Consider the following 13,118-nt stretch of genomic DNA (forward strand, 5'->3'; position numbering starts at 1 on the left):
TTCTGTCAGCAATATTTACTGAGTAGGAACATTGTATGACCCAAAAAGTTCTCGTTCTTTATGCGCACCCTTCCCAACATCGCTCTGAAGCGAATCAACCGCTTTATGAAGCCGCAAGTCAAATGCCACATGTCACTGTGGTTGATTTATATGCTGAATATCCAACCTTTAATATTAATATTGACCGAGAACAACAACGATTGATGTCCCATGACGTCATCATCTTTCAGTTCCCTTTATACTGGTATTCCACTCCCGCGATCTTAAAGGAATGGCAAGACTTAGTTTTAGAATACAATTTTGCTTACGGTAGCCGAGGCGGCGCATTGAAAAATAAAGTGTTTTTCTGTGCCATTACCGCCGGTGGCAAAGCTGAAGCCTACCGTGCAGAAGGCTTTAATCATTTCAAAATTCGCGAAATTCTTTACCCTCTGGAGCAGATGGCATCTTTGACAGGTATGCGTTATGTCGCTCCGTTTGCCTTGTTTGGAGCCCGTACCGCGAAGGAAGAAGGCCGAGTTCAACACCACACCCAGCAGTGGACGGCTTTGTTGCAAGCATTAATTGAAGAACGCTTTGATGTCGCCAAAGCAAATGAAGTTGGGAAAATTGCGCCTTTTCTTGAGGAACTGATCACGGAGCCAGCGTCATGACGGGAATTTTTTTACAGGCCTTTATCTATCTCGTAGCCGCAGTTGTAGCCGTACCCATTGCCAAAAAACTCGGCTTGGGCTCAGTATTGGGCTATCTCATTGCCGGTGTCATTATTGGGCCGATAACCGGACTCGTTGGCGAAGAGACGACAACCATTCAGCACTTTGCCGAGTTCGGCGTCGTAATGATGCTGTTTTTAGTCGGCTTGGAGCTAGAGCCAAAGACACTTTGGTCGATGCGTCATCGATTAATTGGCTTAGGAGGTTTACAAGTCTCACTCACGATAGCTGCAGTCATGGCGATAGCTCTATATTTACAACAGGAGTGGACTATTGCCCTATCAATCGCTTTGATTTTAGCGCTTTCCTCCACGGCAATTGTGTTGCAAACCTTAAATGAAAAGGGCTTAAATCGCACTGATGGCGGTAAAAGCGCATTTTCGGTGCTGCTTTTTCAAGATATTGCCGTAATTCCAATGCTGGCCTTTATCCCTTTGCTCGCCTTACCGGAGTTAATTGAAAAAGCCCAATCCGCGGTTGCTACGGCAGCAGAGCATCATGATGAACTCAGTTTAGTCACAGGTTTGCATGGCTGGGCTTATGGTGTTGTCATCATTTGCTCGATAGCGGCAGTGGTTATTGCTGGTCACTATTTAAGTCGCCCTCTGTTTCGCTTTGTCGCGAGTTCAGGACTGCGGGAAATTTTTACTGCCACAGCATTAATGCTCGTCATCGGCATTGCAGCGCTGATGAGTCTCGTGGGTTTATCTCCTGCATTGGGGACCTTTTTAGCTGGGGTTGTACTCGCAAATAGTGAGTTTCGCCACGAACTTGAATCTAACATTGACCCATTTAAGGGCCTACTATTAGGCTTATTTTTTATCACCGTTGGCGCGGGGATTGATTTCTCGATACTGTCCAATCAATTGACCATAGTGCTGGCACTTACGTTTGGCATCATTGTTCTTAAAGCTGTTGTGTTATTCGTCCTTGCGATTGTATTTCGTATTCAGGGCAGCGATCGCTGGTTATTTGCCTTAAGCCTCGCACAAGCGGGAGAGTTTGGTTTTGTGCTCTTAAGCTTCTCCGTTCAACATCATGTTCTCCCTCCAGATTTAGCACAAACTCTGTCTTTAGTTGTGGCGCTCTCCATGTTTTTAACACCTGGGTTATTTATCTTATTTGATAAAATCATATTGCCACGCTACGAGAAGAGCTCGAATGACAGAAAAGCAGACCAAATTGATGAGCAAGGAACGGTTATCATTGTTGGAATTGGTCGCTTCGGCCAGATCGTCAACCGACTACTCGTCTCAAACGAAATAAAAACAGTGGTTCTTGATCATCAAGCAGATCAAGTCGATATTGTGCGTCAATTTGGAGGCAAAGCTTTCTTTGGCGATGCAACCCGACCCGAACTGCTCCATACCGCAGGCATCGCCGATGCAGAAGCGATTGTGATTGCGATGGATAACCCAGAGGCGAGTGTCGAAGTCGTACATTATGTTAAGCAGAGCTACCCAAAAGTAAAAGTAATCGCTCGAGCATTTGACCGTGGACATAGCTATCGATTACGTCAGGCTGGCGCCGACTTTATTGAGTCTGAAACTTACCATTCCTCATTAGAAGTGGGTGGCCATGCGATGAAAGCCATTGGATTGCACCCTTTCTACGTCGAGCAACAAAAGGCAACCTACCGCCGCGTTGAAGAGATGAAGTCAGACAAGCTCTATCAAGCATGGCAAAGTGATGCGACCGAAGCCCGCTATGACAATAATTACCGGAAATTATTTAAACGCCTTGAAGAACGCATGGCCGAAGAGATGACTGTCGATCGTAACGACAAACACTCTCGTAGTGAACGAGGCTGGACTCCTCCGCCGAAAGGATACACTGATAGTCTTGCGGAATAACACACGATTGGCGATTCAATGTGGGTGAGTCGCCTGATTTGTACAAGGAACTTGCCTGCTTTCATTCTGGGAGATGATGAGCGTTACTGGTAACGTAAATTTCATAAAACCTGATGCCCAGTATAAACATGGTGAGCGAAGATCCGACAACACAACGCGCCTGAACACTCGTTCAAATAAGACTTGAACTCTGTTCATATTGTCGTTAGCATCATAAAAGTGAACACTCGTTCAAGCATTGGTTTTAACCCAATTTATGGCAAATACAGCAAGGATTACCTATGACTCAAGAATATGTCCCACCCAAGGTCTGGACTCATGATGATGAAAACGGTGGCAAATGGGCCAGCATCAACCGCCCCGTTTCCGGCGCAACCCATGAAAAATCATTGCCAATTGGAAAACACCCGCTGCAACTATATTCCATGGGAACACCCAATGGCCAAAAAGTCACTATCATGCTTGAAGAACTGTTGGCTCTCGGAGAAGGCAGTGCAGAGTATGATGCACACTTAATATCCATTGCTGAAGGAGACCAGTTTGGGACTGATTTTGTCAGTATCAATCCAAACTCAAAGATCCCAGCCTTAGTCGACCACAGTCACGCTAATCCCATTTCAGTCTTTGAGTCAGGCTCTATTCTCCTTTATCTCGCCGAAAAATTTGGCAGATTTTTACCAACCGATATCAATGCAACCGCACAAGTGTATAACTGGCTATTTTGGTTACATGGTTCAGCCCCATATCTAGGCGGTGGCTTTGGGCATTTCTATAGTTATGCGCCAGAGAAGTTTGAGTACCCGATCAATCGATTTACTATGGAAGTGAAGCGACAATTAGATGTTCTCGATAAGCAGCTAAGTCGAAATGAATTTATTGCCGGGGACGATTATACAATTGCCGATATTGCTATTTGGCCTTGGTACGGAAGTCTGGTTCTCGGCACAATTTACGATGCCGCAGAATTTCTGGATGTATCTAGTTATCCCAATGTTGTTCGTTGGGCAAAAACCGTTCTTGCAAGACCAGCGGTACAACGCGGTCGAATCGTTAATCGTACCTGGGGGGAGCCTTGGGAAATGCTTCCTAATCGCCATCATGCCAAAGACATTACTGACGCACTGAATTTAGAACCAAAAGATTAACGCCTTGTTCCCATGCTCGCATGATTAAGCCTTGATCGATGCGATAACAGACCATCCTGATTTCAGGCAAAAAAAAGCCCGCTCAATAAGAGCGGGCAAAGACTATTTGAACAAACTAACGAGCAACCAACTAGTTAGCTGTAGAGTCATCAAAGTGATCACTCAAAGTCGGAGATGTACCAAACGGTGGTACACAAAAAGAGGTTGTCGATGATGGATGAATCATCAAGGGGTTGTTGCTAGCTCTCGGCTAGCGCGCGGTTAACGCTTGACTGACATCGCGTACAAACCACCGCGAAGGACTTCAGCTTCAAACCAAACATTCTGCCAGTAAATTGTATTTTTTCCCGTATAAGACATAGTCATAGACTCCTAACAAAGTTGTAATTTAAAAGACTCTAGTAAAGCTTGGCTCGGTTCCCTGGAACTAGAGATTCTCATATCCGTGGAGACAACTTGTCACTCGATTCCTTGGAGAAAAATAATCCATCCTGGATTGACTAGAGTGGTTAAGCACCCTGCTTAACCAACGAGAAGAATTATAACTAAATGTAATTTTATTACAAGAATTATTTCAAAAATTCTTTTGAACGAGCTTTTTTGGTACTTTAATTACACAAATAAGGAGAAGGTTTTACGCCAAGGCACGCCAGTAAATCGATTCAATATCCGTGGTGACTGTATTCGGCTCAGGGTAAAGCCAGCAAATTACCTTGAGCGACGAAGTTGGTTTAGCGCTTGTTTATACATGAACCAACTCATAATCCCTGCCCCCAAATTACCGAGCATCGCTCCGATAAATAAGCCATTGAGCCCATTCATTTGAGCACCAACCCACAAACAAGGTAAATAAAAACAGAGTAAACGAAGCGCCGATATCATCAATGCCCGCATGGATAAACCCATAGCGTTGCATACCGATACCAAAATCATACAACAACCTAAGGCCCCAAAACTGAACGGTACCCGCCATAAATAGTCTTGTAATATTTCCGCGACAACCAAATCACTTGTCAGCAATCGGCCAATCATCCCAGAAACAGTTAAACCGATAACCGCAATCAGCAACTGCCAACCCATGACAAACCCGAGGGCTAACTTGACGAGTTGATGAATTTTTTCAAACTCTTGTGCGCCTCGCATGCGTCCCACCATAGGCGGCATGCCCATTGTCAAAGCAAGCACAATAATAATAGAGAAAAACTCAATTCGCGTTCCCAGCCCCCAAGCCGCAATAACACTTTCACCAAACGCGGCGACAATTGCTGTTGCCGCCATCGCTGAAATTGGCGGGATAAATTGGCTCATCATGGCAGGGATCATGATTGAGATCAGCTGTCTTAACCCATCTAAATTCTCTTTGAGCTTCAGTTGCAAACTCATCCATTGCTTGCTGAGGATCCGCGGATAAATAATCAGACAACCAACACAAAATGCACAAATCGTCGCCCAAGCCGCGCCCGCAATCCCCATATCGAATACAAATATAAACAAGGGATCCAGCAACATATTAAGGACACTCGTCACCACCATCACCAAACCCGGCAGTTTAGTATGCCCATGGGCTCGATAAATGCTGTAGCCGAAATATAACATCGCGCCTAACCAAGTACTGACCAACCAAGGCAGCCAATAAGCTTGGGCAATCGGATAAATGTCGGCTTCGGCACCTAGAATCCCTAGCAGGCGAGATTGATTCAACCAAATCAATACACACAACAACAGCAACAAGAGAAAGCCAATACTGATGACTAATGTGCCCAGTTGCCTCGCTTGCTGCTGGTTATTGGCTCCTAATGATCTAGAAATCACTGCCGTGGTTGCAATCCCAATCCCTACTTGGATACCAATAATGAGTTGATAAACTGGAATGGTAAAACCAACGACAGCCAGAGGCTTAACCCCAAGCTGGCCAATAAAAGCACTATCGACCAATTGGTAGCTCATAATGGCAAAAACACCAATGATCATAGGTATGGTCATTTTATAGAGCTGCTTCGCGAGGGATTTGGTGGATTCGTTCATCAAGTTTTTCAGTCGTCTACGTCCGGTAAGGTGGGTACAGGTCAGCGCTTCATTTCAAATGTCGTGTATCAAAACAAATCGAACCGCGTAACGTGAGGCTTACCCTAACAAATTCAAAAGCAGACGTCTGCATTTGGAGGGGAAGCAGTGTTGAACGCTTTGTCGTCAAATGGCAATGATTCTCTACATACAACTTTTCTCGCCGAGTGCCCTCCACCAACAATCTATATTCAAGCTTTTCCACACTCTTCTATGCAGCGTCATACAACATTGAGCAAAAGGCTGTTGCATGGACTAAAGACTCGAATCTACAGCTTCCCGTGGCAATGAAAGATCTGCATCCGTTCAATATCGTCATCCACAAAAAAACAGCCTCTAGGGCTGTTTTTTTGATTTGCGATAAGTGATGACGTGGGAGATGAGATGTCTTATCGCATTGTCGCTACTGGTTAAGTCTGTCATTCATACGGTGGAGAAGCCGAATCAATAACCCAATAGCTTAGGCTTTTGGCCTACTTTTTCTGGATCTTACCCGCGAATAAAATTTCATCGAAAGTTCGGTCTAGGCTGCTGCTGGTAAAGTTTTCCATGGTCATTTCCTCTACCACGATGACGGTGTCGCCCTTTTTCACTTCAGCATAAGGACCAGCAGCCCAGCGGTTTACTTCACCTTCACGGAACTGAACATAGGTATATCCACCACTGTTCATAGTTTCTAGTACAACACCTTCATGTACAATTCCTTGTGCCCAAGCGCTTGAAACACCTAAGGCAAGTACAGCACTTGCAACGACTTTTAGTAATGTTTTCTTCATGTTCAATTCCTTTAGCTCTACGACTCAGCTCTATAATGTCATCACCATAACTGCCACTCCTTAGAATAACCTTAAAATTCACACTTGATTGTAATTCGCTTGATCTAAGGCCTATTTTTAAAAATTGACGTAACGATATTGATATCTAAATCAAGAAATTACAGGGATAATTCGTATATGATTTATCACTAGATTTAAAAAGGTGTGTTTTGCTCAGAGAAATGATAGCTTTCTAATGGGCCTTAAAAGTACTTTTCGGCAGGCGACTATGAAGCGGTTTGGACTACTCATTTTTGCATTATTCACGTGCAACAGCGCGTACGCTGACTATTGTCTTGGAAGCGACTTCAAAAAAAGTAAATCACTGATTACGCAAAGCGAAGCGTCCCAGCAAATCAACCTTCAAAATTACAATGATTTAGTAAAAAGCTCTCCTCCATACGGTATTCTTACCAACGCTTATCTCGAGACTTGGCAAGATGCAGGCCCAGAAATTGAAGCATTACTCGCTACATTCCAAATACAAGAACAAAAGTTTAATGAGCTAGCAAAGTCACAAGCAGTGGTCATACAGCAACTATCACAAGCGACGAACCTGCTCGAAAGCTTGGAAGAGTATTGCTTTATCGAAGATGAATATCGCCGCTCAACGACTGCAAACAAAATTAACAAAGCCGTAAAACAAGCTCTTGCGCAGGCAGAACAGCTCGAGTTTAAAATTGACCGCGTTCATGATTCGATTGTCCGAGAGATACGCAAGCTTAAACATGTGGTAAAAACATCGAATATTGAATGGAAATCGATTCCGATCCAAACTGCACATCGCGGTGAGGGTTGGTCTATATCGGGCGGCATTCGCTATCAAGTGTCACTAAAGTTCTGTGAACCCTACGGCCAGATCTCAGTCAAATTGATCGGCAGTAATATTTCCATCACACGGGAAAGTGCCAAAATGATTGGCTTAACAGTGTCGCTTGCCAAAAATATTGAAGGAGGCAAATGGGATATATTTCACGAGAGTGAGCCTCTCATCCCTACCAGTGCTAAACAACTACAAACCTTAATTGCGCCCTACCAACATGAATTCAAGCTCAATGCATCGAGTTGCGGCGAATATGTTGCAGCAGATCATCCCAAACAAAAGGATCCCGGTTGGCTCGTGTTTAAGGCCTTAATGCAAGACGGTGCTTACGTACCCATCCACACACAAATTCGTCCCCATTAACCCGACAACCAACCTAAAATGATTGGCTATATTGCAAGCCCATCATCATTGCGTTTGCATGGGTAACCCCTGTTATTTGTGTCGCAAGATATGTACCCGAAGCCATATCAATCGGTAACATTGGCTTAGACTCTACGACCTCCACATCAGCCCCCAGTAAATAAGTAAAACCAAAATCAATATTGGAGTCACTATCCAAATGATAGGTCACGCCCGCTGAAAAAAACTGGCGATCGGAGTCGGGCACAGAAATAGATGTCAGTGCATCTTGCACGCTCTTATCTAACATATAACCTGCACGCAATGTCCAATAAGCACTAGCAAAATAGGTGCCTCCCACAGAGTAGTGCCAGCCATCCCGCCAATGGTAATGTCCAAGTGTACCGCTAATATCCGTATTTAAGTCTTGGAATACGTCCCAGCCGATCCATTGCACGCTATAGTGTGCTGCAAATGGAGTAGATCGAAAGCGGTGAAAACCCGAGAACTCCGCCATATCCGGTAATGGAATCACCACGGTATCGTCAATTGCGCCATTTGCGCCTAAATAACCGGCGTAATCGACCTCACCTTTGGTTTCAAGCTTTGGACTATATCGATAAGAAAGACCAAAGCGGTTGTCGCTATCCAGTTCATAGACTAAACCAAGATTAAACCCCAGTCCCACACCGGTTGCATCCACCTCAAGCAAAGGCAACTGTTGTGGCTGCAAGCGCCGCTGCATCTTTCCCTGAGCGGCGACGACATCTAAGCCAGCCCCCACACTCCAATGGTCATCAACTCGATATGCAACCGACAGACCTAGATTGAAACTTTTGACATCAGTTAGTCCACCAAATTCACTCGCTACAAAGTCCTCAGCATATTCGGTTTTGGTTCCAAAATTGGAATATGCGGCGACTCCCCACGCAAAATGCTGGTTCACAGGTTGGATCCAATAGAAATTGGGCACAAACGCGACATCACCTGCGTCGTCATAGTTTGCGGAGGCTGAATTGGTATCGAGCAGTAAACCTTTTTGATACAGCGCCCGTGTATAGGTGGCGTCCTTCAGTTCGACCATAGATGTTAAGCTCACGATACCTAGCGACATAGATGGTTTATCAAACAGCATCATCGTCGCCGCATTTCTTGCAATGGACGATGCATTATCAGAAATGACCGCATCACCAGAAAACGCACGCCCCAGACCGGTATTCGACTGGGAATTCAATTGAAAACCACCACTCACTGCAACATGTGGCACGAGCAGTACTGCAGCGAAAAGCGTCTTGTGGAAAATCATCTGCGAACCTGCACTTATCTCTTCGGGCCAAGCTAGGTTAAATACCACTCACGCCAGAAATAGAGTAAAAACACCATAAACCGTTAGACTGACACAAGACATTGAAATATCAACGCAGATAATGTCCCGTAGATCTGGTTTTTGCGGTAAAGATGAACATGTTCGTTCGATTTGGCGCTTTAACTAAACGTGGGTCGGCAGTACTGTCCAATATGAAGGCCTAAAGCCTGTTCCAACGAGATTTAAAGTCAACATGCCGCAGATAGTTTTTCTGCAGTTTTTCGGCTATAGCCCCCAACATTTCTCTTCTTCACTAGGGAATTTAAACGGGAAGCATCGCCATGAATTGATGTTGTCACTTCCTCCTCTTCATCGACAATATCGTGTGTTTTCACTATGCCACGGGTAAGTATCTTCGCGACCCAAGCCCCCCTAAAGAGGTATTAAAAATCGAAACGGCCTCAGAATTGAGAGCGCCTATACATTTGCATCCATTCAAAGTGGCATCAGAAAAAATCGCTCATGGCTAGCCTGAATGTTTGCCATGCTGAACATCCCGAAAACCTCTTTATAATTAGGGTTTGCTTATGCTAAAGTCCAAAAATGACAATGTGAATCCCATTTCTATTGGCTCGTCGATATGCGCACAAAACTGAATAACCAAGCAAAATAATCAAGTAATTATTGAACATTTGAAAATTAGTCAACTTTAGTGACTTGATCGCCAACTCAAATCAAACCTAGATATTGATATAGATCACACCCTTTCAAAACAATGCCTTGCGATAACGCACGCCAGATTTTCGGGTAAAAATAAGGACACCTTGATATTTGTTATTCCATTTACTTCTCTGAACAAAATTCAACATCTGCAATTCGTGAATTGTGTTCGCCTAAAAAATGTGGTTATTTATACGATTATGCAAGGTATTAGAAGTTCTGTGTATTCATCATTCCACTCAAAACCTTTAAGATAACCTGCCTAAGTTAACCAGTTAATTCATTTGCCATTCATAGGGAAAAGCTATGCAAATTGGGGTACCTAAAGAGATACTCGAAGGTGAGACTCGAGTTGCTGCAACACCAAAAACGGTGGAGCAACTATTGAAACTGGGATTTGACGTCTCAATAGAATCCAGCGCTGGCTTGCTTGCCAGCTTCGACGATGCAGCATTCGAAGCTGCAGGCGCATCAATTGCAACCACAGATGAAGTTTGGAATGCGGACTTAATTCTCAAAGTAAATGCACCAACAGACGACGAAATCGCACTCATTAAAGAAGGCGCCAGTTTAGTCAGTTTTATTTGGCCAGCACAGAATGCTGAGCTGATGGAAAAACTGTCCAGCCGAAAAATCAATGTCATGGCAATGGACTCTGTGCCACGTATTTCTCGAGCACAAGCATTAGATGCGCTTAGCTCCATGGCCAATATTGCAGGTTATCGTGCCGTTGTTGAATCTGCTCATGAGTTTGGTCGCTTTTTCACGGGCCAAATTACCGCAGCAGGTAAAGTACCACCAGCGAAAGTACTTGTTGCTGGCGCAGGTGTTGCCGGTCTTGCAGCAATTGGCGCGGCAGGCAGCCTAGGCGCGATTGTTCGAGCATTTGATGTGCGACCTGAAGTCAAAGAGCAAGTTGAATCCATGGGCGCTGAGTTCCTTGAAGTCGACTTCAAAGAAAACTCTGGTGCGGGTGATGGCTACGCAAAAGAGATGTCTGACGACTTTAACAAAAAAGCAGAAGAGCTTTACGCTGAACAAGCGAAAGATGTCGACATTATTATTACGACTGCGTTGATCCCAGGTCGTCCAGCGCCGAAGCTAATTACCAAGGCGATGGTCGATAGCATGAAACCTGGCAGCGTGATTGTCGATTTAGCAGCGGCCAATGGCGGTAACTGTGAATACTCTGTGGCTGATCAAGTCATCACCACAGAAAACGGCGTTAAAGTTATCGGTTACACCGATATGGTGGGTCGTCTACCTACGCAATCGTCTCAACTCTATGGTACAAACCTTGTCAACTTGCTGAAATTACTTTGTAAAGAGAAAGACGGCAATATTGATATCGACTTTGAAGATGTCGTTATCCGTGGTTTAACCGTGGTTAAAGAAGGTGAGATCACCTGGCCTGCCCCGGCCATCCAAGTTTCTGCTCAACCGCAAGCCAAACCGGCAGCAGCTCCCGTTGAAGAGAAAGTTGAAGAGCCTGTCTCTCCGAAAAAGAAAGCCGCAGCACTTGCCATTGCAGGCCTTGCATTTGGCTGGGTGGCTACCGTTGCACCCGCAGAGTTTTTAGCACACTTTACAGTCTTTGTTTTAGCCTGTGTTGTGGGTTACTACGTCGTGTGGAATGTAACACACGCACTTCATACTCCATTGATGTCTGTGACCAATGCCATTTCAGGCATTATCGTCGTCGGCGCATTATTACAAATAGGACAAGGCAGCTTTATTGTTTCCTTGCTATCTTTCATCGCCGTGTTAATTGCAAGCATCAACATATTTGGCGGCTTCACCGTCACCAAACGTATGCTTGAAATGTTCCGTAAAGACTAAGGAGTAACAAATGTCTGCAGGATTAGTACAAGCCGCATATATTGTTGCTGCGGTTCTATTTATCATGAGTCTCGCGGGACTTTCTAAGCAAGAGTCAGCGCGTAACGGTAACTACTATGGTATTGCCGGTATGACCATTGCGCTTATCGCAACGATCTTTAGTCCTGACGCTTCAGGGCTAGGTTGGGTAATTGTCGCCATGGTTATTGGTGGCAGTATTGGTATCCACTACGCCAAGAAAGTTGAGATGACAGAAATGCCCGAGCTCGTGGCAATTCTTCACAGCTTTGTGGGTCTAGCGGCGGTTCTGGTTGGTTATAACAGCTACCTAGATCATGGTGTCATGACTGACGCAATGCTCAATATTCACCTTGTTGAAGTTTTCCTTGGCGTATTTATTGGTGCGGTGACTTTCACTGGCTCGATCGTTGCGTTTTGTAAACTGCGTGGTGTGATTTCATCATCGCCGTTAAACATTCCGCACAAACACAAGCTCAACCTTGCTGCGATTGTGGTATCAACATTACTGATGTTCTACTTCGTCGGTGCTGAAGGCAGCTTCTTCGCTATCTTCTTGATGACACTCATTGCCTTTGCATTTGGTTATCACTTAGTTGCCTCTATTGGTGGCGCAGATATGCCCGTTGTTGTATCCATGCTGAACTCCTATTCAGGATGGGCTGCAGCTGCTGCTGGTTTCATGCTCGCGAATGACCTTTTGATTGTTACAGGTGCGCTTGTAGGTTCTTCGGGTGCCATTCTGTCTTACATCATGTGTAAAGCGATGAACCGTTCATTCATTTCGGTGATTGCTGGCGGTTTTGGTCAAGAAGTGGTTATTGATGAAAATGCTGACTATGGTGAGCATCGTGAGACATCAGCGGAAGAAGTTGCAGAAATGCTGAAAAACTCTCGCTCAGTCATTATTACTCCAGGCTACGGCATGGCAGTGGCACAAGCCCAATACCCAGTGTATGAAATCACTTCGAAGCTGCGAGAAATGGGAGTAGAAGTTCGCTTTGGTATCCATCCAGTAGCAGGGCGATTACCTGGCCATATGAACGTGTTACTTGCTGAAGCCAAAGTCCCTTATGACATCGTATTGGAAATGGATGAAATCAATGATGATTTCCCAGAGACTGATACCGTGCTTGTGATTGGTGCAAACGATACGGTCAACCCAGCAGCGCTTGAAGATCCAAACAGCCCAATCGCTGGCATGCCAGTACTTGAAGTTTGGAATGCACAAAATGTAATTGTATTTAAGCGTTCAATGAACACGGGTTATGCCGGTGTACAGAACCCGCTCTTCTTCAAAGAGAATACGCAAATGCTATTTGGCGATGCAAAAGGCAGTGTAGACGCAATATCTAAGCATCTATAATTGCAACGTCGCACATAAAAACGGTTCATTCTCAAATACACTGAACTGGTATAAATATCCCCTCGACTCTCTCAGTTGGGGGGATTTTTTATGTGTCATCGCCAGCCATTGTTG

Annotated in this window: 9 protein-coding genes; 6 read left to right on the plus strand and 3 right to left on the minus strand. The window is 44.8% G+C overall.

All coding sequences use genetic code 11. From position 1 onward, the window contains the following. The first annotated feature begins 35 nt into the window (after positions 1-35). The 3 genes from IEY18_RS03090 (at position 36) to yghU (ending at position 3,711) form a co-directional block, all read left to right on the plus strand. Positions 36-653, plus strand: coding sequence for an NAD(P)H-dependent oxidoreductase (locus IEY18_RS03090; RefSeq protein ID WP_188917658.1), 618 nt, complete (start codon positions 36-38; stop codon positions 651-653). Then, complete coding sequence (locus tag IEY18_RS03095; RefSeq protein ID WP_188917660.1) at positions 650-2,566, plus strand: monovalent cation:proton antiporter-2 (CPA2) family protein; 1,917 nt, start codon at positions 650-652, stop codon at positions 2,564-2,566. The genes IEY18_RS03090 and IEY18_RS03095 overlap by 4 nt, the downstream gene beginning before the upstream one ends. A 281-nt stretch (positions 2,567-2,847) precedes the next feature. Next, positions 2,848-3,711 (plus strand): glutathione-dependent disulfide-bond oxidoreductase, encoded by an 864-nt coding sequence (gene yghU / locus IEY18_RS03100; protein ID WP_188917662.1) that lies wholly within the window; start codon positions 2,848-2,850, stop codon positions 3,709-3,711. A gap of 708 nt (positions 3,712-4,419) precedes the next feature. Here yghU and IEY18_RS03105 read toward each other — a convergent pair. Together IEY18_RS03105 and IEY18_RS03110 are read right to left on the minus strand one after the other, a co-directional pair. Next, positions 4,420-5,736, minus strand: coding sequence for an MATE family efflux transporter (locus tag IEY18_RS03105; RefSeq protein WP_188917664.1), 1,317 nt, complete (start codon positions 5,734-5,736; stop codon positions 4,420-4,422). A gap of 512 nt (positions 5,737-6,248) precedes the next feature. After that, positions 6,249-6,551 carry an NrfJ gene (locus tag IEY18_RS03110; protein WP_188917666.1) on the minus strand — a complete coding sequence of 101 codons (303 nt, stop codon included), beginning with the start codon at positions 6,549-6,551 and terminating at the stop codon, positions 6,249-6,251. Positions 6,552-6,819: 268 nt separating this feature from the next. Between IEY18_RS03110 and IEY18_RS03115 the strand changes: the two genes are divergently transcribed. Further along, on the plus strand, positions 6,820-7,776 hold the full coding sequence (locus IEY18_RS03115; RefSeq protein WP_188917668.1) for a hypothetical protein: 957 nt from the start codon (positions 6,820-6,822) through the stop codon (positions 7,774-7,776). A gap of 13 nt (positions 7,777-7,789) precedes the next feature. On the opposite strand, the gene IEY18_RS03120 is transcribed toward IEY18_RS03115, so the two are convergent. Further along, positions 7,790-9,061: an outer membrane protein transport protein gene (locus IEY18_RS03120; RefSeq protein ID WP_188917670.1), complete on the minus strand. Its 1,272-nt coding sequence runs from the start codon at positions 9,059-9,061 to the stop codon at positions 7,790-7,792. Positions 9,062-10,087: 1,026 nt separating this feature from the next. Between IEY18_RS03120 and pntA the strand changes: the two genes are divergently transcribed. Together pntA and pntB are read left to right on the plus strand one after the other, a co-directional pair. Next, entirely contained in the window at positions 10,088-11,620 is a 1,533-nt protein-coding gene (pntA, locus tag IEY18_RS03125) for a Re/Si-specific NAD(P)(+) transhydrogenase subunit alpha (RefSeq protein ID WP_188917672.1), read from the plus strand. A gap of 10 nt (positions 11,621-11,630) precedes the next feature. Further along, the gene (gene pntB, locus IEY18_RS03130; protein ID WP_188917674.1) at positions 11,631-13,004 is read left to right on the plus strand and encodes a Re/Si-specific NAD(P)(+) transhydrogenase subunit beta; all 1,374 of its coding nucleotides are present in this window, start codon (positions 11,631-11,633) and stop codon (positions 13,002-13,004) included. Positions 13,005-13,118: the final 114 nt, after the last annotated feature.

The organism is Shewanella gelidii (assembly GCF_014647855.1).
GTDB classification, from domain to species: Bacteria; Pseudomonadota; Gammaproteobacteria; order Enterobacterales; family Shewanellaceae; genus Shewanella; species Shewanella gelidii.

Bases quoted from the DNA above. Each gene is read 5' to 3' on its own strand.
- IEY18_RS03090 (WP_188917658.1), top strand. From the start codon at position 36: ATGACCCAAAAAGTTCTCGTTCTTTATGCGCACCCTTCCCAACATCGC.
- IEY18_RS03095 (WP_188917660.1), top strand. From the start codon at position 650: ATGACGGGAATTTTTTTACAGGCCTTTATCTATCTCGTAGCCGCAGTT.
- yghU (WP_188917662.1), top strand. From the start codon at position 2,848: ATGACTCAAGAATATGTCCCACCCAAGGTCTGGACTCATGATGATGAA.
- IEY18_RS03105 (WP_188917664.1), bottom strand. From the start codon at position 5,736: ATGAACGAATCCACCAAATCCCTCGCGAAGCAGCTCTATAAAATGACC.
- IEY18_RS03110 (WP_188917666.1), bottom strand. From the start codon at position 6,551: ATGAAGAAAACATTACTAAAAGTCGTTGCAAGTGCTGTACTTGCCTTA.
- IEY18_RS03115 (WP_188917668.1), top strand. From the start codon at position 6,820: ATGAAGCGGTTTGGACTACTCATTTTTGCATTATTCACGTGCAACAGC.
- IEY18_RS03120 (WP_188917670.1), bottom strand. From the start codon at position 9,061: ATGATTTTCCACAAGACGCTTTTCGCTGCAGTACTGCTCGTGCCACAT.
- pntA (WP_188917672.1), top strand. From the start codon at position 10,088: ATGCAAATTGGGGTACCTAAAGAGATACTCGAAGGTGAGACTCGAGTT.
- pntB (WP_188917674.1), top strand. From the start codon at position 11,631: ATGTCTGCAGGATTAGTACAAGCCGCATATATTGTTGCTGCGGTTCTA.